At 57.0% G+C, this 25,453-nt stretch carries 21 protein-coding genes; 11 read left to right on the top strand and 10 right to left on the bottom strand.

All coding sequences use genetic code 11. The features are described from left to right. Positions 1-19: 19 nt before the first annotated feature. Both AC2FID_RS18530 and infB read left to right on the top strand, forming a co-directional pair. Positions 20-643: an RNA-binding protein gene (locus tag AC2FID_RS18530; protein ID WP_496838110.1), complete on the top strand. Its 624-nt coding sequence runs from the start codon at positions 20-22 to the stop codon at positions 641-643. An 8-nt stretch (positions 644-651) separates the two neighbouring features. After that, the gene (gene infB / locus AC2FID_RS18525) at positions 652-3,135 is read left to right on the top strand and encodes a translation initiation factor IF-2 (protein WP_058272980.1); all 2,484 of its coding nucleotides are present in this window, start codon (positions 652-654) and stop codon (positions 3,133-3,135) included. Positions 3,136-3,344: 209 nt separating this feature from the next. Here infB and AC2FID_RS18520 read toward each other — a convergent pair whose 3' ends face one another. The 6 genes from AC2FID_RS18520 to AC2FID_RS18495 form a co-directional block, all read right to left on the bottom strand. Then, positions 3,345-4,091 carry a hypothetical protein gene (locus AC2FID_RS18520; protein WP_496838108.1) on the bottom strand — a complete coding sequence of 249 codons (747 nt, stop codon included), beginning with the start codon at positions 4,089-4,091 and terminating at the stop codon, positions 3,345-3,347. A 160-nt stretch (positions 4,092-4,251) separates the two neighbouring features. After that, complete coding sequence (locus AC2FID_RS18515; RefSeq protein ID WP_282170828.1) at positions 4,252-5,079, bottom strand: alpha/beta hydrolase; 828 nt, start codon at positions 5,077-5,079, stop codon at positions 4,252-4,254. Positions 5,080-5,082: 3 nt separating this feature from the next. Beyond that, the gene (locus AC2FID_RS18510) at positions 5,083-5,964 is read right to left on the bottom strand and encodes a tryptophan 2,3-dioxygenase (protein WP_282120891.1); all 882 of its coding nucleotides are present in this window, start codon (positions 5,962-5,964) and stop codon (positions 5,083-5,085) included. Positions 5,965-6,027: 63 nt separating this feature from the next. Continuing rightward, positions 6,028-7,056, bottom strand: coding sequence for an L-threonine 3-dehydrogenase (gene tdh, locus AC2FID_RS18505; protein WP_496758057.1), 1,029 nt, complete (start codon positions 7,054-7,056; stop codon positions 6,028-6,030). Positions 7,057-7,070: 14 nt separating this feature from the next. Continuing rightward, positions 7,071-8,255: a glycine C-acetyltransferase gene (locus AC2FID_RS18500; RefSeq protein WP_496758034.1), complete on the bottom strand. Its 1,185-nt coding sequence runs from the start codon at positions 8,253-8,255 to the stop codon at positions 7,071-7,073. Positions 8,256-8,364: 109 nt separating this feature from the next. Next, positions 8,365-8,928: a helix-turn-helix domain-containing protein gene (locus tag AC2FID_RS18495; protein WP_496758036.1), complete on the bottom strand. Its 564-nt coding sequence runs from the start codon at positions 8,926-8,928 to the stop codon at positions 8,365-8,367. Positions 8,929-9,046: 118 nt separating this feature from the next. Between AC2FID_RS18495 and AC2FID_RS18490 the strand changes: the two genes are divergently transcribed. Next, entirely contained in the window at positions 9,047-10,222 is a 1,176-nt protein-coding gene (locus tag AC2FID_RS18490) for an acetyl-CoA C-acyltransferase family protein (RefSeq protein WP_496838106.1), read from the top strand. Positions 10,223-10,317: 95 nt separating this feature from the next. On the opposite strand, the gene ubiB is transcribed toward AC2FID_RS18490, so the two are convergent. Further along, positions 10,318-11,847, bottom strand: coding sequence for a 2-polyprenylphenol 6-hydroxylase (gene ubiB / locus AC2FID_RS18485; RefSeq protein ID WP_496838105.1), 1,530 nt, complete (start codon positions 11,845-11,847; stop codon positions 10,318-10,320). Continuing rightward, positions 11,847-12,599: a bifunctional demethylmenaquinone methyltransferase/2-methoxy-6-polyprenyl-1,4-benzoquinol methylase UbiE gene (ubiE, locus tag AC2FID_RS18480; RefSeq protein ID WP_282120888.1), complete on the bottom strand. Its 753-nt coding sequence runs from the start codon at positions 12,597-12,599 to the stop codon at positions 11,847-11,849. Before ubiE ends, ubiB begins: the two co-directional genes overlap by 1 nt. Positions 12,600-12,685: 86 nt before the next feature. On the opposite strand from ubiE, the gene mutM reads away from it, so the two are divergent. From mutM to recF, 6 genes are all read left to right on the top strand, one after another. Beyond that, positions 12,686-13,537: a bifunctional DNA-formamidopyrimidine glycosylase/DNA-(apurinic or apyrimidinic site) lyase gene (gene mutM, locus AC2FID_RS18475; protein ID WP_282170824.1), complete on the top strand. Its 852-nt coding sequence runs from the start codon at positions 12,686-12,688 to the stop codon at positions 13,535-13,537. Between the two features lie 66 nt (positions 13,538-13,603). Next, on the top strand, positions 13,604-14,380 hold the full coding sequence (gene acuK, locus AC2FID_RS18470) for an acryloyl-CoA hydratase (protein ID WP_058276503.1): 777 nt from the start codon (positions 13,604-13,606) through the stop codon (positions 14,378-14,380). 232 nt (positions 14,381-14,612) lie between these two features. After that, positions 14,613-14,876: a 30S ribosomal protein S20 gene (gene rpsT / locus AC2FID_RS18465; protein ID WP_058272970.1), complete on the top strand. Its 264-nt coding sequence runs from the start codon at positions 14,613-14,615 to the stop codon at positions 14,874-14,876. 540 nt (positions 14,877-15,416) lie between these two features. Further along, entirely contained in the window at positions 15,417-16,802 is a 1,386-nt protein-coding gene (gene dnaA, locus AC2FID_RS18460) for a chromosomal replication initiator protein DnaA (protein WP_058276502.1), read from the top strand. A 228-nt stretch (positions 16,803-17,030) separates the two neighbouring features. Continuing rightward, positions 17,031-18,152 carry a DNA polymerase III subunit beta gene (gene dnaN / locus AC2FID_RS18455; protein WP_058272968.1) on the top strand — a complete coding sequence of 374 codons (1,122 nt, stop codon included), beginning with the start codon at positions 17,031-17,033 and terminating at the stop codon, positions 18,150-18,152. Positions 18,153-18,211: 59 nt separating this feature from the next. Further along, entirely contained in the window at positions 18,212-19,309 is a 1,098-nt protein-coding gene (gene recF / locus AC2FID_RS18450) for a DNA replication/repair protein RecF (protein ID WP_496838101.1), read from the top strand. Here the strand turns inward: recF and AC2FID_RS18445 are convergent. Continuing rightward, the gene (locus AC2FID_RS18445) at positions 19,306-19,872 is read right to left on the bottom strand and encodes a carboxymuconolactone decarboxylase family protein (RefSeq protein WP_108861618.1); all 567 of its coding nucleotides are present in this window, start codon (positions 19,870-19,872) and stop codon (positions 19,306-19,308) included. The two genes, recF and AC2FID_RS18445, sit on opposite strands and share 4 nt — an antisense overlap. A gap of 98 nt (positions 19,873-19,970) precedes the next feature. On the opposite strand from AC2FID_RS18445, the gene AC2FID_RS18440 reads away from it, so the two are divergent. Beyond that, positions 19,971-20,543, top strand: a complete 573-nt coding sequence (locus AC2FID_RS18440; RefSeq protein ID WP_496737784.1) for a TetR/AcrR family transcriptional regulator — start codon at positions 19,971-19,973, stop codon at positions 20,541-20,543. 125 nt (positions 20,544-20,668) lie between these two features. Then, positions 20,669-23,086 (top strand): DNA topoisomerase (ATP-hydrolyzing) subunit B, encoded by a 2,418-nt coding sequence (gene gyrB, locus AC2FID_RS18435; protein ID WP_058272964.1) that lies wholly within the window; start codon positions 20,669-20,671, stop codon positions 23,084-23,086. Positions 23,087-23,593: 507 nt separating this feature from the next. On the opposite strand, the gene AC2FID_RS18430 is transcribed toward gyrB, so the two are convergent. Then, positions 23,594-25,276 (bottom strand): sulfatase-like hydrolase/transferase, encoded by a 1,683-nt coding sequence (locus AC2FID_RS18430; protein ID WP_496705840.1) that lies wholly within the window; start codon positions 25,274-25,276, stop codon positions 23,594-23,596. Positions 25,277-25,453 lie beyond the last annotated feature (177 nt).

The raw sequence follows: 25,453 nt of genomic DNA, 5'->3' as shown, positions 1-25,453 counted from the left end.
CAGGCTTCGGGTGGCGCAAATGGGTCGCGGTGGCGTCCATAAGGATCGGTCCGAAGGACCTGATCGCAAGTGCATCGCCACGGGCGAGGTTCAACCTAAATATGGGTTGATCCGCTTTGTGACGGGGCCGGATGGTCAGGTCTTTCCGGATGTCGCGGCAAAACTGCCGGGACGTGGCGTCTATGTCGCGGCGGATCGCAGCGCGCTGGACAAGGCCGTGGGCAAAAAGCTGTTTGCACGTGGTTTCAAGGCGCAAGTCAGTGTGCCTAACGATCTCGCGGATGAAGTTGAGCGTCAGATTGCGCGCCGTGTGATCGAGTTGGTGAGCCTTGCGCGCAAATCCGGTGATGCGATCGCCGGTTACGAAAAGGTCAAGACGTGGCTGGACCGGGAAGAGGCCCAGGTACTGATACAAGCCTCTGATGGATCAGGGCGCGGCAAGTCGAAACTGAGCACGCCGCACTTCGGAACATACATCGGCTGGCTGACGGCGGACGAGCTGGGACGGGCATTTGGGCGCCAAACCGTGATTCATGCGGCGCTCGCCTCTGGCGGACTCGCCAAACGTGTTGTAGAGGAAGCGCAGCGCCTGCGTGGCTTGCGCGAAACGGATGACGGCGGCAGGGGCCGCGCGGAAGGGTAAGAAGCTTTATGAGCGATAATGACGGCAAAAAGACATTGGGTCTTCGTGGCGGGGCACGCCCCGGAAATGTGAAACAAAGTTTCAGCCACGGACGTACCAAGAATGTCGTGGTGGAGACCAAACGCAAGCGCGTGGTGGTTCCCAAGCCGGGTGCCGGCAAGCCAGGTGGCGGAGCAACGCCCTCGGGTGATCCGTCGCGCCGCCCTGCCGGGATTTCCGATGCGGAGATGGCCCGCCGGATGAAGGCGCTGCAGGCCGCGAAGGCCCGCGAGGTCGAAGAAGCCGCCGCCCGCGAGGCAGCTGAAAAAGCGCGTGAAGAAGAGCGCGCCCGTCGTCGTGCGGAGCAAGAGGCTAAGGAACGCGAACAGCGCGAGGCCGAAGAACGTGCACGTGCCAAGGCCGAAGAAGAAGATCGCAAGCGCAAAGAGGCTGAAATTGCGGCCCAACGCGCTGCTGCTCCGGCTGCTCCGGCAGAGCCCAAGGCGGCCGCTCCGCGCAGCCCGGCCAACAAGCCTGCACCGGCTGCAACTCCGCGGAAAAACGATCGCGAGCGTGAACAGCGCGGAAATCGTGGCAAAGGCCGTGATGACAACCGCCGGTCCGGCAAGCTGACATTGGGTCAGGCAACGGGCGGCGAAGGTAATCGTCACCGCTCTATGGCGGCGATGAAGCGCAAGCAGGAGCGGGCGCGTCAGAAAGCCATGGGTGGTACGGTCGAGCGCGAAAAGGTAATCCGCGACGTACAGCTGCCCGAGGCGATCACGGTATCAGAGCTGGCCAACCGTATGGCCGAGCGTGTGGCAGACGTTGTCAAATCGCTGATGAACATGGGCATGATGGTCACGCAGAACCAGACCATTGATGCCGATACCGCCGAGCTGATCATCGAAGAATTCGGTCACAAAGTGACCCGTGTCTCTGATTCGGATGTCGAGGACGTCATCAAAGAGGTCGAAGACGACGACAAAGATCTGAAATCGCGTCCGCCGGTCATCACCATCATGGGTCACGTTGACCACGGCAAAACCTCGCTGCTGGATGCGATCCGCGATGCGCGGGTTGTGGCAGGCGAAGCGGGTGGCATCACCCAGCACATCGGTGCCTATCAGGTGACAACCGATAGCGGCACCACACTGTCTTTCCTGGATACGCCGGGTCACGCGGCCTTTACTTCGATGCGCTCGCGCGGTGCTCAGGTCACGGATATCGTGGTTCTGGTTGTTGCCGCCGATGACGCGGTGATGCCGCAGACGGTCGAAGCGATCAACCACGCGAAAGCGGCCGGAGTGCCGATGATCGTGGCGATCAACAAGGTCGACAAGCCGGGCGCGAACCCGGACAAGGTGCGCACCGACCTGCTGCAGCACGAAGTCATCGTCGAGAAAATGTCGGGTGAGGTTCAGGACGTCGAAGTCTCTGCTATCACCGGTCAGGGCTTGGACGAGTTGCTGGAAGCCATCGCGCTGCAATCCGAGATTCTGGAGCTGAAAGCCAACCCGAATCGCGCTGCCCAAGGTGCCGTGATCGAGGCGCAGCTGGACGTGGGTCGCGGCCCCGTCGCCACTGTTCTGGTTCAGAACGGTACGCTACGTCAGGGCGATATCTTCGTCGTGGGTGAGCAATACGGTAAAGTCCGTGCGCTGATCAACGACAAGGGTGAACGCGTCAAGGAAGCTGGCCCCTCGGTTCCTGTCGAGGTTCTGGGTCTGAACGGAACGCCTGAAGCGGGCGACGTTCTGAACGTGACCGAGACCGAAGCGCAGGCCCGCGAGATCGCAGAATACCGCGAACAGGCCGCCAAGGACAAACGCGCTGCCGCTGGCGCCGCAACGACCCTTGAGCAGCTGATGCAGAAGGCCAAGGAAGACGAGAACGTCAACGAACTGCCAATTCTGATGAAAGCAGACGTTCAGGGCTCGGCTGAAGCCATCGTTCAGGCGATGGAGAAAATCGGCAACGACGAGGTACGCGTGCGCGTGCTGCACTCGGGCGTAGGTGCGATTACCGAAACCGATGTCGGCCTTGCCGAAGCATCCGGTGCGCCGATCCTGGGCTTCAACGTGCGTGCCAATGCGTCGGCGCGGAACACCGCGAACCAGAAGGGCGTGGAAATCCGTTATTACTCGGTGATCTACGACCTGGTCGATGACGTGAAAGCCGCCGCTTCTGGCCTTCTGAGCGCCGAGATCCGCGAAAAGTTCATCGGTTACGCCGAGATCCGCGAAGTCTTCAAGGTTACAGGCGTCGGCAAAGTTGCTGGCTGTCTGGTCACCGAAGGCGTGGCGCGTCGTTCCGCAGGTGTCCGCCTGCTGCGCGACAACGTGGTGATCCACGAAGGCACGCTGAAGACGCTGAAACGCTTCAAGGACGAAGTGGCCGAGGTCCAGTCGGGTCAGGAATGCGGTATGGCGTTCGAGAACTACGACGATATCCGTGCAGGCGACGTGATCGAAATCTTCGAGCGCGAAGAGGTCACCCGCACGCTGGATTGATCCGGTTCGGAATGAGAGTTTGGAAACAGCGGCTCAATTGGGCCGCTGTTTTTTTTGCGAATGATTGAGAGCCTATGATTGTACGTATGAGATTTTCTGAATCCAGTCAGTACGGTGCGTTTTATAATCCTGTCCTAATTATGAGATGAGTCTGCCTTCAAGGTCGGCTGTGCGGACAATGCTGTCGCAGAAGGTTTGCCAAATGACCTTCAGCGAAGCTGTATGTGAATATGATCGTCATGGCGAGCGGCACGACACCCCTGAAATCCAATGCGGTCACTTCCAGCGCCTAGGCTCTCTACAAGATGTGGTTCAACGAATATCCTGCCTACTCGTGCGTCGTTAGATAGCACTTCGAGAACAGCACGATTGCGTTCCGGCTCGAGACTGTAATCTCGCCAAAGCGATTGAAGTGCAGCAAAATCCCACCGAAGCGTTGGCCAAGCTGGCTGGCAGTGCGTTGGACCTTCTTCGAATGCAAAATACCCGATTGGAGACCGAACTGCTCCCGGCAAGTACCCTGAGGCATCAACATAAAAAAAGGCCAAATCTGCTTTTTCTCCGTCATCATGCGAGAGGTGAGGAAGCAACGGGAAACCATCGAAAAATGGAAAGTTTGCGTCCAGAACGAGGGTTGTTGTGCCTGGATAGCGACGGTCCATCTCTTCGGCTGTATCCATGAGGACGTCGGCGAGATCGGGCGTCACATAGTTGCGGTTCAACACGCAGTACATCCAACTCTGCATTGTCAGAGACCCGCTTTCAAAACAGCTCAGCGCGACCCTTCCGAAACTTGGCGCAACCCAGACCGTTGCCACCGAAAGGGCAAAATATATCACGGCGAACGCCAAAAGTGTCCTTCGGAACGCTTGGGCTAAGAGCCAAGCAACGCCGCCCACCTGGGTAAGAAAAGTGAGAATGACGATTACGGCAAAGTGCAAAAGGTAACGAAACATGGGTGATTGGTGGTCGAATCTAAGACAGAAATCAACGTTGTTCAGTTAACTATTCGGGCTCGAACCGGGCGTTCGAAGCTTGGCTACAAAGGTAAGGTTTGTAGGGGTTGTATTAATTTCCGGGGAAAATATCAAATCAGTTGATTTTCGATGCCTTTGACTACCGATTTGCCGGCAAAAACGTCCCTCGATGCATGATGATATCGAAGTGCTGCATGCCCTTTTGTAAATCGAAACTGACCGAATGCCCGCCTTTGCGCAGAGCTTCCGCATAATCACGGCTTTGGCGGATGAATTCCGGCGTGTCCCGTTCTGCCACCGTCACGTGATAGCGTGGACCGGGGGGTGGCAGGTGCAGGATCGGGGACAGATCGTGCACCTCGACCGGGGTCAACTGCAGCGGGTCGTTCACCGAGGTCAGGCTGATCGGTTCCAGATCATAGACGCCGCTGATCAGAATAACATCGCGCACGCGCAATCCCGCGCGGGCCAACGCATCCGCCGAGGTCGCCATGACCATGGCCACCAGATGCGCGCCAGCACTGTGTCCCGATAGCGTGATCCGCGACGGATCAAAGCCCAGATTGAACGCGTTCTCTGCCAGCCAAAGCAGGGCATCGCGGCATTCGTCGACCATCTGATCCAGCCGCGCATCCGGGGCCAACGTGTAATTCAACGTGGCAAAGGATTGCTCGGCCTCAATCAGCGCAGGAGCCATCATCGCCGATTCGCGCTGGCTGAGCGCTTGCCAATATCCGCCGTGAACAAAGACGTGCAGAGGCGCGCCTGCTCCTTTCGCGGGAAAGAAATCCAGCACTTGCGCCGACGAATCGCCATAGGCGACGTTTTCCTTCACGTCCATCCTCGCCCGGTGCTGCGCGCTGAGTGCGGTATAGCTGTCTAGATAGGGTGTCAGATCGCCACCGATCATCGAACTAGGGGCGTATTCACGCTCCAGCTCATCCTGAGAGAACCCTCGATACAGCATCGCCTACTCCTGCCCCGCATACATCAATTCGGTGCGCACATCGTAGAGGTCGTGGAAGAAGCGTAAATCCAGGGCCTTGCGCAGAAAGGACACGCCGCTGGATCCACCCGTGCCGGGTTGGTTGCCGATGACACGTTCCACAGCCGTGACATGATCAAAACGCCAGCGTTGGAACAGGGATTCGACGTCCATCAGCTTTTCGGCTAGCGCATAAAGATCCCAATAACGGTCCGTGTTGCGGAACACCTGCCCCCATATCTTCACCACGCGGTTGTCGCCGGAATAAGGCTGCGCATAGTCCCGGTTCAGTAAATCATCGGGCACATCGAAACCTTGACGGGACAACATATGCAGCACCTCGTCATACAAGGACGGTTTTGTCAGCGCGGCATTCAGTAAGCTCATGACCTCGGCGTCATGTTCGTGCACTTTCAGGGTCGAGGCATCTTTGTTGCCCAGAATAAATTCGATCTGACGATAGCCGTAGCTTTGGAAGCCCGACGAACTGCCCAATGCCTCGCGGAAGGTCATGTAGTCGGCCGGCGTCATGGTCAGCAACGTCTCCCAAGCCGAGATCAGCTGGCGCTGAATCGCCTTGACCCGGTCGAGGTTCTTCATCGCGGGGCCGAATTCATCCTGTTGCAGGAACCGGCGCACCTCGACCAGTTGGTGATGCATCAGTTTCAGCCACAGCTCGCTGACCTGATGGATGACGATGAACAGCATTTCATCCGGCTGCGCAGGGTCCTGAAAGGTCTTTTGCAAGTTCAGCAGGGTTTTGAGCTGCAGAAAATCGCCATAGCTCTTACGATGGGTTTCCGCGAAATCGGTGACCAGAGTGTCCTCGATTCCACGCTCAAGATACCGATGATCCTTATCGCCCATTTGCTCCTCCAAACGCATGAGTTCGCCCCTGTTTAGGGTCTAAATCAGCGCACTTCCAGAGCGTTAAGTCCAGTCCAGAACCACTTTGCCGGATTGGCCGGATTTCATCGCGGCAAAGCCTTCGGCGAAATCGTCGACTTTCATGTGGTGCGTGATGACCCGGCTGACATCCAGACCGTTCTGCAGCATCGCAATCATTTTGTACCAGGTCTCGAACATTTCGCGCCCATAAACGCCTTTGATGGTAATCGCTTTGAACACGATGCGGGACCAGTCCACCGGAGACTTTCCGGGCGGAATACCCAGCAAAGCGATCTTGCCGCCCATCACCAGAGCCTCGACCATCTGGTCCAGCGCAGCTTGTGAGCCGGACATTTCCAAGCCCACATCGAACCCCTGCTGCATGCCGAGTTCGGCAATGACGTCCTGCAGGTCTTCCTTGCTGATATCCACCGTCCGCAGGGTCGGCACGACGTGTTCGGCCAGTCTCAGACGATCCGGGTTGATATCTGTGATCACCACATGCCGCGCCCCGGCATGGCGCGCGACTGCGGCAGCCATAATGCCGATGGGGCCCGCGCCGGTGATCAGAACATCCTCACCCAGAAGATCAAAGCTGAGCGCGGTGTGCACTGCGTTGCCGAGGGGGTCGAGGATGGCTCCGATCTCGTCTGGCACGTCCTCGGGCAAGGGTACCACATTAAAAGCGGGTAGTTTCAGGTATTGGGCAAAGGCACCTTGTTCGTTGACCCCGATCCCACGGGTGCCCGGATCCAGATGAAACTTCCCGGCTCGGCTTTGGCGGCTGTCGTTGGTGATCAGGTGGCCCTCGCCAGAACAACGCTGGCCGATCTCCAGACCGGACACATTGCGGCCGATCTCGACGATCTCACCCGCAAACTCGTGGCCGGTAATCATCGGAATTGGCACTGTGGCCGCGGCCCAGTCATCCCAATTCCAGATGTGGATATCTGTCCCGCAGATGCCGGTTTTTTTGATGCGGATCAGAACTTCGTCCGCATTAATTTCAGGCACAGGGGCCTGCACCATCCAAAGACCTTCTTCAGGTTTGGACTTTTCCAGAGCTTTCATTGTGTTGGGTCGCATCAGATCACTCCCAATTCCTTGCCGACCTTACCAAAGGCTGCCAGTGCACGGTCCAATTCATCCTTTGTTAGAGCCGCATTCATTTGGGTTCTGATCCTTGCTTGCCCACGCGGGACGACGGGAAAAAAGAAGCCCGAGACATAGACGCCTTCGTCGAACAGGCGCGACGCCATATCTTGCGCCAGTTGCGCCTCGCCCAGCATGACAGGGATAATTGGATGCTCACCGGGCAGGAGGTCAAAGCCCAGATTTTCCAATCCTGCACGCCAGTATTTCGCGTTGCCAAAAAGTTGCGCGCGCAGCATGTCGCCCTCTTCGACCAGGCGGATTGCTTCCAATCCGGCGGCGACGATGGAAGGTGGCAGCGAGTTTGAGAACAGGTAAGGCCGCGCCCGCTGCCGCAGCAGGTCGATCACTGGCTGCGGCCCGGCGATGTAACCGCCGATAGCCCCCCCAAGTGCCTTGCCCAAGGTTCCCGTCAGAACGTCCACGTCGACACCGAAGTGATCCGGCGTGCCCGCCCCACTTGGCCCCATGAAGCCGGTGGCGTGGCAGTCATCCACCATGACGATCGCATCGTATTTGTCCGCCAGCTCGCGAATTTTTGGCAGGTTGGCCAGATAGCCATCCATTGAGAACACGCCATCGGTCGCGATCATGATGTGCCGCGCACCATCCTCACGCGCTTGTTTCAACCAAGCCTCAAGATCGTTCATGTCATTGTTCATGTACCGATAGCGCTTGGCTTTGCACAACCGCACACCGTCGATGATCGAGGCGTGGTTCAGACTGTCCGAGATGATGGCGTCTTCAGGCCCTAACAAGGGCTCAAAGAGGCCGCCATTGGCATCGAAACAAGCTGCGAACAGGATCGAATCGTCCTTGTTCAGGAATTTGGCCAGCCTCTGTTCCAACTCACGGTGAATGTCCTGCGTACCGCAGATGAAACGGACCGACGCCATGCCGAACCCCTTGGGTTCCATCGCGCCTTTGGCTGCCTCGATCAAAGCAGGATGATCGGCCAGGCCAAGATAGTTGTTGGCGCACAGGTTGATGACCTTCCGGTCGCCCACCGTAATCTCACCGCCCTGAGGCGAGGTGATCATTCGTTCGCGCTTATACAGACCTTCTGCTTCGATCTGCGCGAGGGTGTCCGTAATGTGGGACAAGAATGCATCTGCCATGGCGGTCTCCGTTTGTCTGAGTCGCATATCTAACATAGCGGACATAATTCCCAAATAGGGGAATTACAATATACGGGAAAAATTTCCGCGAATACGGATTTTGCGAGTGTCAGGCGTTTTTAACGATCAGGAAGACCCGCGCTGCCCCGTTGGCAACAATCGAATGCGCGACATCCGCCGCATAGCGTGCGGTATCACCCATCTGCAGATCACTGACAGCCGTACCGGAGGTCACACAAACGGCACCTTCCAGCACGGTCAACTGTTCTCTGGCTCCACGGGCGTGGGGCTGGCTGTTTAGAGCGCCGTCTTTGTCGAACTCAATATCGTAGACCTCGTGACCACCTGCTTCCTCGGGCGGTGAAAGAATGCGAATCCGGCAGTTTTGGCCCATGTTGTCGATACTGGGCACCTCGGATTTCCTAAGGACTTCGATCTGGTTCGTGCTGTTCGCTTCCTCCAGAAGACCCGCGAAATCCACCTGTAGCGCACGGGTTAGGTTCCACAGGGTCGAGATCGTTGGGCTGCTTTCGCCCCGCTCGATCTGACTGACCATCGATCTGGATACGCCGCTAAGATTTGCCACGGCTTCAAGCGACAGGCCCTTGGCTCTGCGCGCCTCTTTCAGGCGTGCGGGCAGGCGTGTCAGGATATCATCTGGGTTTTCCGTCATGACGGAATCTCATGCGCGTTTGTCCGTCATATGTCAATTCTGCTTGTGACGGTACGTTCCATGGGACAGCCTGATGCCGCAGATGCATAGTGCCGTCAAAGTCCGGAGGAGTAGAGACATGAAAGACATCGTGATTCTTGATGGTGCCCGCACCGCGATTGGTACGTTTGGCGGGGCGCTGGCATCAACCGCGCCGATTGATCTTGCGACCGTGGTGACGGAAGCGGCGATGGAACGTTCAGGGGTCGAACCGACCCAGATCGGCAGCGTTGTTTTTGGCCACGTGATCAACACCGAGCCACGCGATATGTACCTGTCGCGCGCCGCTGCAAAACAAGCGGGCATTCCGAACGAAACACCTGCGATGAATGTGAACCGCCTGTGCGGGTCGGGAGCGCAGGCGATTGTGTCCGCTGTGCAGTCTCTGATGTTGGGTGATGCAGAATTTACCGTGGCCGGAGGTGCCGAAAGCATGTCGCGCAGCCCCTACATCGTTCCTCAGGCGCGCTGGGGTGCGAAGATGGGGGATGTTAAATCGCTCGATATGATGCTGGGTGCCCTGAATTGTCCCTTTGGCACCGGTCATATGGGTGTGACAGCCGAGAACGTGGCGGATGAACATCAGATCACGCGTGAGCAAATGGATGAGTTTGCCCTAGCCAGCCAGGCGCGGGCTGCTGCCGCGATTGGGGCTGGCTATTTCGATAGCCAGATCGCGCCGGTGCAGGTCAAAGTCAAACGCGACATGGTCGATTTCACGGTCGACGAACACCCCAAGCAGACCTCGGCCGAGGCGCTGGCAGGACTGCGCCCGGCGTTCAAGAAGGACGGTCGGGTGACTGCTGGTAACGCATCAGGGATCAACGACGGTGCCGCCGCGATGGTTCTGGCTACGGCTGAAGCAGCTGAGAAAGCGGGTCTGAAACCCAAGGCGCGCATTCTTGGATATGGTCACGCTGGTGTCCGTCCCGAGGTTATGGGGATCGGACCGGTTCCGGCTGTTCAGAACCTGATGGCGCGTACGGGCCTGTCGATTGAGGATTTCGATGTGATCGAAAGCAACGAGGCCTTCGCGTCGCAAGCCTTGGCCGTAAACAAAGAACTGGGGCTGGATGCCGCCAAGGTGAATCCGAACGGAGGGGCAATTGCTTTGGGGCACCCGGTGGGCGCTACAGGCGCGATCATCACCCTTAAGGCGTTGTATGAGTTGGAACGCATCGGCGGATCGAAGGGCTTGGTCACGATGTGCATTGGTGGCGGACAGGGTATCGCCATTGCCTTCGAGCGAATCTAATCCGGATCGGGTAGGGGGGCTGTCTGCCCCCCCCATCACGCTTGCGGGATTTCCCCCGAGGATATTTTTGGCCAGGTGAAGCTGGCGGATTTGCCTTAGGTGAAGGCTGTCAGGAGCAGGACAATTGCGGCGCCAGCAGCGGCGCCGATGGCTGCCGGAAGAATGGCCGCCGATAGGCCTCTGTTTTGAGTGTCGTCCTTATGCGTCTGCGCGATCAGCGCATTTTCCACCAAAGCGGGCAGGCGCGGGCCAAAGCGGGCCAGTACCATGGCGGTTTTGCCAAAATCCCGTAGTGCTGCGCGGGGGCCGATGGATTGCTTGATGTAATCTTCGACAACCGGGCGGGCGACTTCCCAGATGTTGATGCGCGAGTCCAGCGACCGCGCCACGCCTTCGACGACCACCATTGTCCGTTGCAGCAGGATCAGTTCCGTGCGGGTTTCCATGCCGAACCGTTCTGTCACCTCGAACAGGTAATTCAGTAGGCGTCCCATCGAAATATGAGTGGCATCCATGCCAAAGATAGGCTCTCCGACCGCGCGCAAGGCGCGGGCAAACTCGTCGACGTCCCTGTCGGCAGGAACATAGCCAGCTTCGAAATGTACTTCGGCCACGCGTTTGTAGTCGCGGCGAATAAAGCCAAAGAGGATCTCGGCATAAACCCGGCGGGTATATTCGTCGATATGACCCATGATGCCATAGTCGTAGGCAATGATGTCCCCGTTGGCCGCGACCTTCAGGTTGCCCTGATGCATGTCAGCGTGGAAAAAACCGTCACGCAGTGCGTGCAGCAGGAACAAGCGCAGCACGCGTTCCGCCAGGTCGCCGCGGTCGTGCCCGGCGGCGTCCAGTGCGGCATTGTCGCCCAGCGGAACGCCGTCGGCCCAGCTGAGCGTCATCACGCGGCGGGCGGACAGGGACCAGACGACCGGGGGCAGCCAGAAGCCTGCGTCGTTCTTGGTGTTGGCCGCATATTCTGATGCGGCAGCGCTTTCCAGCCGCAGATCGAGCTCGCCGCGTACGACGCCGTCGAAATGTTCGATAACCTCCATCGGGCGCAGGCGGCGCGCACCGGGGGCGAATAGCTGCACGATGCGTGCGGCGAAATAAAATGCGTCTACATCCTTGCGGAAGGCGCGTTCAATGTTCGGGCGTAGAACTTTGACGGCGACGTCTTCGCCGGTGCTAACCAGCTTGGCCTTGTGGACCTGAGCAATCGAGGCCGCGGCGATGGGTTCACTGAATTCGCTGAACACTTCGGATACCGGCTGGCCCAGTTCCTTTTCAACCTCGGCCATGGCTTCGGCTTTAGAGAACGGGGGAAGCTTGTCCTGCAGCACGCGCAATTGTTCGGCCAACTCATCCCCGACCACATCGGGACGGGTCGATAGTACCTGACCAAACTTGATGTATGCCGGCCCAAGCGCCGTCAGCGCCCTTGTGGCGGGGGGCATGTCAGGATCGCCTTTGTACCCCAGCCATTGGAACGGTTTTCCCAAAGCATGCGCCAGAAACCGCAGTGCGCGCGGAGCCTCGAACGCATCCAGCACAACGTTCATGGCGCCTGTGCGCTCAAGAGTGGCGCCCGTGCGGATCAGGCGAATGATGTTGTGTGGTCCGCGCATCAGATTTTCCAGCCGGAATGCAGCGCGGCGATGCCCATGCTCAGGTTGCGGTACTTGGCATTTTCAAATCCGGCCGCGCGGACCATGCTCAGAAACGTTTCCTGATCCGGGAAATTGCGGATCGATTCGACCAAGTATTGATAGCTGTCGTAGTCATTGGCGATGAGTTTCCCCATGCGCGGTATGACGTTAAAGCTGTAGAGGTCATAGAGCTTTTGCAGCCCGTCATTAGGCAATTGGCTGAATTCCAGCACCATCAGGCGGCCACCGGGTTTCAACACACGGAATGCTTCGTTCAGGGCCTCCTGCGGGCGGGTCACGTTCCGGATGCCAAACGAGATGGTGTAGACGTCGAATGTGTTGTCGTCGAAGGGCAGAGCCATCGCGTCGCCGACCACCCAGTTCAGGCTGTCGGCCATCTGGTCGGCCTCGGCGCGCTGTCGGCCTTCGACCAGCATCGGTTCGGTCAGGTCCAGCACGGTAGCATGGCCATAGCCCGCGCGTTTCAAAAAGCGGAACGAGATATCTCCGGTGCCACCTGCGACATCCAGCAGGCGCTGGCCTGGGCGCGGCGCAAGCCAGTCCATCATCGCGTCTTTCCAGACCCGGTGAATGCCCATCGACATGACATCGTTCATCACGTCATATTTCGAGGCGACCGAGTTAAACACGCCCTGTACACGCCCGGCCTTTTCAGCCTCACGTACGGTTTCGAACCCAAAATGAGTGGTCTTGTCGCTGTTGTCGGACATTAGCCTTGCCGTTTTTCGAATTTCGCCTCTGTTATAGGGCTCTGGAACCGGGGCACAATGCGGCCCTTTGGAATAGGAGCCGTGTAATGCCGGAATTGCCCGAGGTCGAGACAGTAAGACGCGGCCTGAGCCCAGCGATGGAAGGCGTGGTGATCGATCAGGCAGATGTGAATCGCCCCGATCTGCGCTGGCCTTTCCCTGAACGGATGGCCGAGCGGTTGACCGGGCAGACGGTTCAACAATTGCGTCGCCGGTCAAAATACATTCTTGCCGATCTCAGCAGTGGTGAAACCTTGTTGATCCATTTGGGCATGTCAGGCCGGATGACCGTATCCGGCGATCCGCTTGGGCAATTCGTGCATGAGCATCCGATAACCCAAAAACATGACCATGTGGTCTTTCACATGGCCAATGGCGCACGTGTCACGTTCAACGATCCGCGCCGGTTTGGTGCGATGGACCTATTGCAGACAGCAACTGCGGACGATCACAAGCTGCTGTCTGTCCTCGGGCCTGAACCTTTGGGTAATGATTTTCACGAACAACATCTGATCGATGCGTTTCGGGGAAAGAACACTCCGATCAAATCGGCGCTGCTGGATCAGGGAATCGTTGCCGGCCTGGGCAATATCTACGTGTGCGAGGCGCTATTTCGAGCCGGAGTGTCGCCACGTCGCAAAGCCGGCCAAATTTCTGCGACCCGAGTCGCAGCACTTGTTCCGATCATCAGGAAGGTATTGCAGGACGCCATCGAAGCAGGTGGATCTTCCCTACGCGATTTCCGCCAAGCCGATGGAGAACTTGGATATTTTCAGCACAGCTTTGACGTCTATGGCCGTGAGGGAGAACCCTGCAGGACTGACGGTTGTGGGGCTCCAATCAAAAGAATCACCCAGTCCGGTCGCTCATCCTTCTACTGTGCGCAATGCCAAAGATAGCTTGATCCAGCGAATGCGCGTGGTAAGGAATCGTACCTGAACGGAACAACCGGAAGCTTTCACCTCATGGCTTTTGAGACGATCATCGTCGAAATCGAAGACCACGTCGCCCTTATCAAGCTCGACAGGCCCGATGCGCTGAACGCGCTGAACTCACAACTGGCGCAGGAATTGTGCTCGGCATTGGAAGATGCGGATAGCAACGACAAAGTGCGCTGCATCGTCATCACCGGGTCGGACAAGGCGTTCGCTGCGGGCGCGGACATCAAGGAAATGTCCGAGATGAGCTTTGTGGACGTCTACAGCTCGAACCTGTTTGGTGCTCTGAACGACCGCGTGTGCGCGATCCGCAAGCCCATCATCGCTGCCGTAGCCGGATATGCGTTGGGCGGCGGGTGCGAACTTGCGATGTTGTGCGATTTCATCATCGCAGCGGACACTGCCAAATTTGGCCAACCTGAGATCAATCTTGGCGTCATTGCCGGGCTTGGGGGCAGCCAGCGTCTGACGCGGTTTGTCGGCAAGTCCAAATCCATGGACATGAACCTGACCGGCCGTTTCATGGACGCAGAAGAAGCTGAACGCGCTGGCCTTGTCAGCCGCGTCGTTCCCGCCAAGAAGCTGATGGATGAGGCGATGGGCGCAGCCCAGAAGATTGCCGAAAAATCCCAACTGTCCGCTATGGCAGCCAAGGAGTCGGTAAACCGCAGCTATGAGCTGCCGCTGAGCGAAGGCATGCTGTTCGAACGCCGCGTGTTCCATTCAATGTTCGCGACCGAGGATCAAAAAGAAGGTATGGCCGCGTTCCTGGAAAAACGCGCCGCGCAATTCCGCGACAAATAAGCGGTTCCCTGATCAAATCGAAACCGGCGGGCCTTTGCCCGCCTTTTTCATACCAGCTATGCGCATCAAAAGAATCGCCTTGGCAAACCCGGCCAACTTGGGTAGTAACCGCCACCATACATGCGCGTGCGGCCCGCTTGGCCCGACTCACACTCGTGATTTCTGATCTGGTGCGGATATTCCGTGGCGCGCAACCCTAGACAACGTACCGAACCAAAGGTCAGAGACACACATGGCTAATTCGCCCCAAGCAAAAAAACGCGCTCGTCAGAACGAGAGCCGTTTCGCAATCAACAAAGCACGTCGTTCGCGCATCCGTACCTACCTGCGTAAGGTAGAAGAAGCGATCGCATCCGGCGACAAGGACGCTGCAACCGCAGCACTGCGCGCAGCTCAGCCTGAACTGATGCGCGGCGTCACAAAAGGCGTTTTCCACAAGAACACAGCGTCGCGTAAAATGTCGCGCCTGTCGGCTCGTGTAAAAGCGCTGGGCTAAGGCCCGGGTTGACCCAGGGTCAACCAAACAAGGTGAAATGATAGAAAATGCGCCGCGCCCAGCGGCGCTTTTTTTTTGCTGTTGCCGGAAAGCCGCGCCTTCACAAAGCCGAGAGATTCTTTCGGCGAAAGATACGAGTCAATATCAGAGTTTCGTTGCCGGATGCCTTGGCCTCTTGCTACCACTGTTACAGCGATTCACTCGCTTGGGGGGACAGGCTGTTCCAACGACTAAACTGACGGGCATCAGGACGGTCAGGAACGAATGTTGGCAACTGGTTTGCTAATCTGCTGCGGTCCTTGGGTCACCAGGGAACCAAGCCCTGTCGAATTTGAGATTGCGTTGCGCAACCCTGTTTTCAGGGCGTTCCGGGTATGGAGCGCCGGCAAGTAGGGATGTGCGGACTTTCTAAAACACACCCGCCAAACTTCTGCGGTTTGGCGTCGTGTATCCCTTTGCGTGTGAAAGCATAATCCGGGCAACCGGAAAATAGCAATAAGGCCGACAGGCCAATAAAGAATGGGATGCGTGAGGCGCTTAATGACACAAGAGAAATGGGGACTACTACGTAACAAGTTGCTCAAGGCTATCGGAAAAAACAACTACACGACCTGGATTGAACCTCTTGAATTCCAAGAGTTGCAGGACGGCGTAGCGGTGTTTTCCGTGCCGACTAATTTCATGGGCAACTATGTCAGTCAGAACTTTGCGGATCTCATACTGTATGAGATGAACACCGCAGGGGAAACGGTTCAACGACTGGCCTTTCGCGTCGCTGCTAACTCACCGGCGCGCCCTAAAGTAGACACCGAATCCGAGCCGACTGTTGTGCGGGATGCACCTGTTGCGCCGCAGATGGAAGCCGCGAATGGCGCGTTTGAATCCTTGCAGGCCGCGCCATTGGATTCCCGCTTTACCTTCGACAGTTTTGTTGTTGGTAAACCCAACGAATTGGCCCATGCCGCGGCGCGTCGTGTGTCTGAAGGTGGTCCTGTGACCTTCAACCCGTTGGTTCTTTACGGTGGCGTTGGTCTGGGTAAGACGCACCTGATGCATGCCATCGCATGGGAGCTGAAAACAAAACACCCCGAGTTGAACGTGCTATATTTGTCGGCGGAACAGTTCATGTACCGTTTCGTGCAGGCCCTTCGCGAGCGCCGGATGATGGACTTCAAACATTTGTTCCGGTCGGTTGACGTGTTGATGGTGGACGATGTGCAGTTCATCGCGGGCAAAGATTCGACGCAGGAAGAGTTCTTCCACACATTCAATGCACTGGTGGACCAGAACAAGCAGATCATCATCTCGGCCGACCGCGCCCCGGGTGAGATCAAGGACCTAGAGGATCGGGTGAAATCGCGTCTGCAATGTGGTCTGGTGGTCGATTTGCACCCAACCGACTATGAACTGCGCCTGGGCATCCTGCAAAACAAGGTGCAGCAGTACAGCAGCACATATCCCGACCTGACAATTGCCGATGGTGTCCTGGAATTCTTGGCGCACCGGATCTCGACCAATGTTCGCGTGCTGGAAGGTGCTCTGACCCGTCTGTTCGCTTTTGCCTCGTTGGTGGGGCGCGAGATCGACATGGAGCTGACGCAGGACTGTCTGGCCGATGTGCTGCGCGCATCCGAGCGCAAGATCACTGTCGAAGAGATTCAGCGCAAGGTTTCGGACTATTACAACATCCGCCTGTCCGACATCATTGGACCTAAACGCCTGCGGTCTTATGCCCGCCCGCGTCAGGTTGCGATGTATCTGTGCAAGCGACTAACCAGCCGGTCCCTGCCGGAAATCGGGCGCCGGTTCGGAGGACGTGACCACACGACTGTCATGCACGGCGTAAAACGCATCGAAGAGCTGAAAACCACGGACGGCCAGATTGCCGAAGATGTGGAAATGCTGCGGCGCGCGCTGGAAGCCTGAGCTCCTACTCATATCACTTGAGAAACGCCCCGGACCCTCACGCCCGGGGCGTTTTCTTGTGCGCTATTTTCCACGGTTGGAAATGAACTGTGCTTGCAGGGCCACGCGGCCCTTGACGCTTTGGGCAATCCGACCGAGAAATCCATAAAAAATCCTTGTGCCTCAGGGCGGAACCGCTAACGTGCCAGTCCCGCCCATTTCGGCACGCAAGTCAGAGGAATTAAGGGTATGAAGATCAGCATCGAACGCGGCACCCTTCTCAAGGCCGTTTCCCAGGCCCAATCTGTTGTCGAACGTCGCAACACCATTCCCATACTTGCCAACGTTTTGATCGAAGCCGAGGGCGATCAGGCCATGTTCCGGGCGACCGACTTGGATATCGAAGTTGTCGACAAAGCGCCCGCACAGGTCGAAAAGGCCGGGGCCACAACGGTGGCCGCAACGACGTTGCATGAGATCGTGCGCAAACTGCCCGATGGAGCGTTGGTGACACTGACCGCCGACAGCGCCGCAGGGCGTCTGACGGTTGAAGCAGGCCGGTCGAATTTCTCATTGGCGACGCTGCCAAAGGAAGACTTCCCTGTGATGGCGTCTTCGGAATACCAATCGAACTTTACCGCCTCGGCAGCCTTGCTGCGCCGGTTGTTCGATAAGTCGAAATTCGCCATCTCGACCGAAGAGACCCGGTACTATCTGAACGGCGTCTATATGCATGTGGCCGACGGGTCCGAAGGCGGCAAGGTGCTGCGCTGTGTGGCCACCGATGGCCACCGCCTGGCACGCATCGACGCGGATCTGCCGGATGGCGCTGCAGACATGCCCGGCGTGATCGTACCGCGCAAAACCGTAGGCGAACTGCGCAAGCTGCTGGACGACGATGAGATGGATATCGCAGTGTCGGTCAGTGAAACGAAAGTGCGCTTTGCAACCCCGGACATCACGCTGACCTCAAAAGTGATCGACGGGACCTTCCCGGATTACACACGTGTGATTCCTCAGGGCAATACGCGCCAGCTGGAAGTCGATGCGGCCGAATTCGCAAAGGCGGTAGATCGGGTTGCAACAGTGTCCTCTGAGCGGTCTCGAGCGGTAAAGCTGCAGCTGGATACAGATAAACTGGTGCTTTCCGTCAACGCCCCGGATAGCGGCGCGGCCGAGGAAGAACTGGCCGTGGCCTATGGCGACGAGCGGCTGGAGATCGGATTCAACGCCAAGTACCTGCTGGAAATCGCCTCTCAGGTGGATCGTGAGAACGCTGTGTTCCTGTTCAATTCAGCGGCTGATCCGACCCTGATGCGCGAAGGCAATGATCTGAGCGCGGTATACGTCGTCATGCCGATGCGCGTCTGACCGCACGGACGTGCGATGCCTCCGGCGGGAGTATTTTTGAAAAGATGAAGGGAGGGGTCATGGGTTTGGCCCTGACCGAGCTTACCGTCTCGCATTTTCGGTCCCACAAGCTGGCGCGACTGTCTTTGGATGGTCGGCCTGTTGCGATTCACGGGCCGAACGGGGCGGGCAAGACCAACATCCTGGAAGCGGTGTCCCTGTTTTCTCCCGGTCGCGGAATGCGGCGGGCCAGCGCGGCCGAGATGACCCGACGCCCCGAGGCGCTAGGTTGGAAACTGTCCGGGGTGCTGCAGGCGCAGGGGCGACAATACGAGATAGAAACCTGGTCCGAGGGCGGTGTCGCGCGGCAGATTCGCATTGATGGCAAGGCGTCCAGCCAGATTGATCTGGGCAAGCTGGCGCGAATTGTCTGGTTGATCCCGTCGATGGACCGGATTTGGATCGAGGGGGCCGAAGGGCGCCGGCGTTTTCTGGACCGGATCGCGCTGAGTTTCGATCCGGCCCATGCTGAAGCATCTTTGACCTATGAAAAATCCATGCGCGAACGGAACCGTCTGCTGAAAGAGCAGGTACGCGATGCGCATTGGTATGCAGCGCTTGAAGCGCAGATGGCGGAGACGGGGTATCGTATTCACGCGGCGCGGCTTTCGGCGCTGGATCATCTGCGCGCGGCGCAGGATCAGGCGGAAACTGCGTTTCCATCTGCGGAATTGGAGCTGGTACAGACCGAAGGTGCGATGCCGGAAACAGAAGCGGATCTGCGCGAAGCACTAAGTGAAAGCCGGTTCCGGGATTTGGCGGCTGGGCGTACGTTGGTGGGGCCGCATCGGTCGGACGTGTACGGGGTGTTCGCTGCCAAGGGCGTTCCGGCCAAGGATTGTTCGACCGGTGAGCAGAAGGCTTTGTTGGTCTCATTGATCCTGTCGAACGCACGAGCCTTGGCGAGTATGATCGGCGCGCCCCCGATCGTGTTGTTGGACGAGGTGGCGGCGCATCTGGACGCGGATCGGCGCGCGGCGCTGTATGATGAGATTTCTGCGCTGGGTGCTCAGGCCTGGATGACGGGCACCGGGCCTGAGCTGTTTGCGGAACTGGGCGACCGGGCCCAATCCTTGATCGTGAGTGATGGCTTTGAGGGCTCGGTCGTGTCCGCTTAGGCCGGCTCGCCGACCTTTCGTTCCCACAGGAAGCCGCGCATGACTTCGTCGACCGGGGTTTTTGCCATGTGGTTCACGTAGTTCGACATGGTTTTTTGCGCGAGGCCCAGCACCACATCCAACACAGCGCGGTGAGAGTAGCCCGCATCAAAGAATGCCTGCAGCTGTGCTTCGGTCGGGTTGCCGCGGGTTTCCATCATTTGCAGGGTGAAGGTGCGCAGTGCTTCAAGCTTGGCCGAAGGTAGCGGGGTTTCATTGCGCAGGGCTTCGGTGATTTCGTCGGAAACCTTCATCATCTTGGCGATGCCGGTATGAGCGGGCACGCAATAGTGGCATTCGTTTTCCACATTGATGGTCTGCCAGACGACGGTTTTCTCATCATTGTCGAAGTCGGTCTGCATGAACAGGCCATGCAGCACCTGATAGCCTTCCAGATGCTGGGGGCTTTCGGCCATGACCTTGTGCAGGCCGGGCAGGCGGCCAAAAGCGGCTTGCGATTTTTCCAGTAGCGGTTTGGACCCTTCGGGGGCGGATTCGAGATCATGTGACGGGAAATTGGCCATGTTGGAACTCCTTTTCTGGCGGGTAAGGCAGAAATAGTCTTTCTTGAGTGATCACTCAAGTATATATTTGAGCAATCGTTCAAGAATTGGTGAAGGTTATGCCACGCAAACCCGAATATGACCGAGATGACCTGATTGCCCGGGCCAGGGATATCTTCTGGCGTCAGGGTTGGGCTGGCACATCCCTGAAAGACCTTGAGCGCGAGTTGAAGTTGAAACCCGGCAGTTTTTACGCGGCTTTTGGGTCAAAGGACGCGCTGTACGGGCTGGCGTTGGACCGCTACGCGCAAGAGGGTGTTGCGCGGCTGCGGGCATTGGCTGACCGGGTAGGTTCGCTCGAGGCTTTGAAAGCGCAGCCGCGTTTGGTTATCGAGGCAAGCGGAGCGCCCGCGAAGGCTTGTATGTTGGCCAAGACCTACGCTGAATTGCAGGCCAAGGATCACGAGCTCGCCGGTCGGGCGGGTGTTCTCATGTCCGAGATGAAGGCCTGCTTTGCAGAGCTGTTCCGTCAGGCGCAAGAGGCCGGGGATATCGCCCTAAGCCACGATCCGAACCGGCTGGCGACGCGTTATCAATCTGACCTTTTGGGGCTGCGTTTGTCGGCCGAGCGCAGTGATGTCGACGCCCATGAAATCGCAGCGGATATAGCGGCCGATATCGACCGTTTGTAGGGATTCGGCAGTCAGCTGCCGAAAGAAACTAAATCACGCAAGACCGACACAAAATGTTGGGGTAGCGCGTGACAATCCCCCCCAGAAAACGTATAAGTTACCAAAATAATATAGGTACTGACGGCATGTCCGAAGACGCACAGGCACCCCAGGAATACGGTGCAGATTCCATCAAAGTTCTCAAAGGGTTAGAGGCAGTTCGAAAGCGCCCCGGCATGTATATCGGGGATACGGACGATGGCTCGGGTCTGCACCATATGGTGTATGAGGTCGTTGACAATGGGATTGACGAAGCGCTGGCCGGTCACGCGGACCATGTAACCGTCAAAATCCACGCGGATTCCAGCGTCTCGGTCAGCGATAATGGTCGCGGAATTCCCGTCGATATTCACCCCGAAGAAGGTGTGTCCGCAGCCGAAGTGATCATGACCCAGCTGCATGCCGGCGGCAAGTTCGACAGCAATTCCTACAAGGTGTCCGGCGGTCTGCACGGCGTGGGCGTTTCGGTGGTGAACGCACTGTCCAACTGGCTGGAATTGCGTGTCTGGCGCAATGGTAAGGAGCACGTTGCGCGGTTCGAAGGTGGTGAGACGGTCGAGCATCTGAAAGTTGTCGCTGAGTGCGGTGATCGGACCGGAACCGAAGTGCGGTTTCTGGCGTCGTTGGATACATTCTCAAACCTGGAATATTCTTTCGAGACGCTGGAAAAGCGTCTGCGCGAACTGGCCTTCCTGAACTCGGGTGTACGGATCATTCTGATTGATGAACGCCCGGCAGAACGGTTAGAGACCGAATTGTTTTACGAAGGCGGCGTCAAGGAATTCGTCAAATACCTGGATCGCTCCAAGACCTCCGCAATGCCCGAACCGATCTATATCAAGGGTGAGCGCGACGATATCGGTGTCGAAATCGCCATGTGGTGGAATGACAGCTATCACGAGACAGTCCTGCCCTTCACCAACAACATCCCACAGCGCGATGGCGGAACCCATATTGCCGGTTTCCGCGGTGCGCTGACCCGGACCATCAACAACTACGCCCAGACCAGCGGGATCGCGAAAAAGGAAAAGGTCAGCTTTACTGGCGACGATGCGCGCGAGGGTCTGACCTGTGTGCTGTCGGTCAAAGTCCCAGACCCTAAATTCTCGTCCCAGACCAAGGACAAGCTGGTGTCATCCGAGGTACGTCCTGCAGTCGAAGGTCTGATGAACGAAAAGCTGGCTGAATGGTTCGAAGAAAATCCGAACGTGGCCAAGATTATCGTTGGCAAAATTATCGAGGCTGCTCTGGCCCGTGAAGCCGCTCGCAAGGCGCGCGAGCTGACCCGCCGCAAAACGGCGATGGATGTGAATTTTTTGGCTGGCAAGCTCAAGGATTGTTCGGAAAAGGACCCGACCAAAACCGAAGTCTTCCTGGTTGAGGGTGATTCCGCGGGTGGATCAGCGCAAACGGGCCGCGATCGGCAAACTCAGGCAATTTTGCCTCTCAAGGGTAAAATCCTGAACGTTGAACGTGCACGGTTTGACCGGATGTTGTCATCTCAGGAAATCGGCAACCTCGTCATGGCGTTGGGAACCGGGATCGGGCGAGACGAGTTCAATATCGAAAAACTGCGCTATCATAAAATCGTCATCATGACCGATGCGGACGTCGACGGTGCGCATATCCGGACATTGCTGTTGACGTTTTTCTACCGGCAGATGCCGGAGCTGATTGAGGGCGGTTATCTCTACATCGCCCAACCGCCGCTTTACAAAGTGGCGCGCGGAAAATCCGAAGTGTACCTGAAAGATCAGGCCGCGATGGATGAATACCTGGTCAACCAAGGTGTCGAAGGGGCAGTTCTGAAGCTCGGTTCTGGCGAAGAGATCCTGGGTCAGGATCTGACGCGCATTGTCGACGAAGCGCGTCAGTTGAAGCGCGTCTTGGACGCCTTCCCAACCCATTACCCACGCCACATCCTGGAACAGGCCGCCGTTGCAGGTGCCTTTGTGCCGGGCGCGGTTGATGCGGATTTGCAAGGCGTTGCAGACAAAGTCGCCGCGCGTCTCGACCTGATTGCGCTGGAATACGAACGCGGTTGGCAGGGCCGGATCACACAGGATCACGGAATTCGTCTTGCCCGTATTTTGCGCGGCGTGGAAGAGGTGCGTACCTTGGACGGTCCGATGCTGCGCTCGGGCGAGGCGCGCAAGACCGGCAGCTTTACCCAAAGTCTGCAAGAGATCTACAACACCCCGGCAACGCTGGTCCGTCGCGACCGGTCGCAGGCAATTCACGGCCCGCTGGATCTGTTGCGCGCCATTCTGGAAGAAGGTGAAAAGGGCTTGTCACTGCAACGCTACAAAGGTTTGGGTGAGATGAACCCGGATCAGCTCTGGGAAACAACGCTGGACCCGGACGCACGTACGCTTTTGCAGGTGCGGGTGGACGACATGGTTGAAGCGGATGACCTATTCACCAAACTGATGGGCGACGTGGTGGAGCCTCGCCGCGAGTTTATCCAACAAAATGCTCTGAGCGTGGAGAACCTGGATTTCTAGGATTTTTGTAGGTGCGCCCATAGCTTTGCATTTCGCCCAAAGATTTGCATTTTTGGCCCAAAACTCTGGGCGTATTAACATTCAACTTTCTTAGTTCGAGGTTCCATATCTTCGGGTCTCATTCTTTGCTTGTTTAGCGCAATCGACGTATTGCCGGGGAAGGTTTTCGGATAGCCGCTTCCAGCCCAATGCGGACTTGGTCGATCCGCAAGCAGGGAGGCGAGCAGGCATAGGCACTGGCAACTACCTTGGTCTGATTTACAGGAATTTTTTCAGCAACCGGTACATGAAGGTCGAGTTGTTCTACTTGTTATTTTCGGAACAAAAAGCATGCGGTGACATCCCGGCCCAGGCATGCACAGTTTAGGTAAAATTGGGATCCCAATCATCCACAACCCCTAGTTCTGCTCAAAAAGATAAGGTGAAAATCCACTCTTAAGGGTAAACGCCAATCAGAGAGGCCGCTTCAGGGACTACACAAATCTTGTCCGTGAAGCGGCGTTTTGGTTATTGCCAACTTGCAAAAGTCTTGCGGGCCAGTTCGCTTTCTGGTCGCAGATTTTCAATGCCTCCATAGGGTTCATCAGTCCCAATCTCGCGATGTGGGTATTTTGCAATCATTTTTTGATGCCGTTTGGCCATATCCTGGAAGGACGCTCCGGACCAAAGCGATTGGCCGATGTCAGAATACATCTCGCGCGGATCGCGAAGGATATTGAACACCGGCGCAGCGGCCCCTGGGACACCAGGTGCGGGCATGTGCATCTTGAATTCCTGTTTCACAATCGAACGCAAAACCGGTCCTTCGTAGATATAGACATAATCTCTCCGCGAGTTGCCATCCCCCTCAAGAAACAATGCTGTCTGGTCCACGCCGTCGATGATCCGGTCACGCGGGATGAATTCAGTTCCGCCAGCGATACGGGCGAAGGTTGTGAATAGATCGGAAACGTGAACGATGTCCCCTGCGTACTTGCCTCCTTCGATTGCAGCTGGCCAGCGTACGAAAGCATCAACACGCACGCCACCTTCGAGGTGTTCCGCTTTGCCGCCCCGGTAAATCAATTCGATCATGCCTGAAGTGGGCGAATATTGCTTAAAGATGCCGTTGTCCGCCATGATCACAACAAGCGTGTTATCCGCAATTCCAAGTTCATCAACTTTGGCCATCAAATCACCGATCCAATCGTCAAGTTGCTCCATTTTATCAGCCATAAAGCCACCGTTGCGGGACCGCTGCTGTTCGCCGTAAGTGAAATTGATTGGGTAAAGCGGCCAGTATTGGAGAAAGAATGGATCATCTTCTCCCGCCAAACGGTCAAGTTGCTCCAAGACCTGAGCCTGATAGGTCTCGTTCATGCGTTCATAGTGCGCCTGTGTCCATTCCTCGCCAGCTTCTATGCCGACCTCCCGTGCGGTCTCTCCGGCCCTGGCTTCGAGGCCAGTTACAAGACCATAAGGTTTGAACCGTTCATCCATTCCGTATTTCCCGGATTGAGTGGATGGATGCCAGCCATTGAGGTTACCTGCATTCGCAGCCTCTGGTGTCATCAGGCTCAGTTGCACTTGCTGATGGACTGGAAAATACGCGACATCAAACCCCTGATTATGAGCGAATGACTCCTCAATATCGCCCTGGTGCCATTTCCCAACATGTGCTGTGTTATAGCCGGATTGATTGAGTATTTCGGCGATGGTAACTTCGTTCTTGGACAACCCTTCACCAACAAGAGCAACTTTCACTTCCTTGACACCCGCGCGAATTGGGTGCCCTCCGGTCAGGAATGCAGTGCGGGTAGGTGTGCAGGAAGGCTCAGTATACATCCGCATCAAAGAAAGGCCTTCTGCGGCGAAATCGTTGATGTTTGGTGTGTCAAATCCGGTGACAAAGTTCATCGCAGGATTGCCCATGAGGCCAAAACTCACGTCATCGATGAGAACGTAGAGAATATTAGGGGGCTTACCATCGTTTCTTTCTCGAACTTCCGCCAGTTTCTTATCGATCTCAATGTCTTGGGCATCCCATTGCTCGCCGTACTGAGCGCGAAGAAAATTGAATTCTCCGTCATGGACGATGGGAGTTTCCTGGGCCGCAACTGATGTGGCAGCAACAATGGACGCAAATAAGGCGGTTCGAAAAATCAAGTTAGAGCTTCCTTTATTGTGTTGGCGGGAAACAATGAGTTTCAATCAAAGTTGGCCGCGTTTTGGGCCTTCTCGAAAACCAGTCAATACCAGAGGGTCACGCTACGGTCTACTTGCGCCATGTTATCGCCATTTGCTGTGCCGCCTACCAAGGTGAGCTAACGGCCGATTATCATATTTTGCAAAGTCCGTTTCCTGCGCATTGCAGACCTTCGCGCACGG

This window comes from Ruegeria sp. CDSC068 (assembly GCF_059610545.1).
This window is presented reverse-complemented; position numbering and strand designations above follow the sequence as displayed.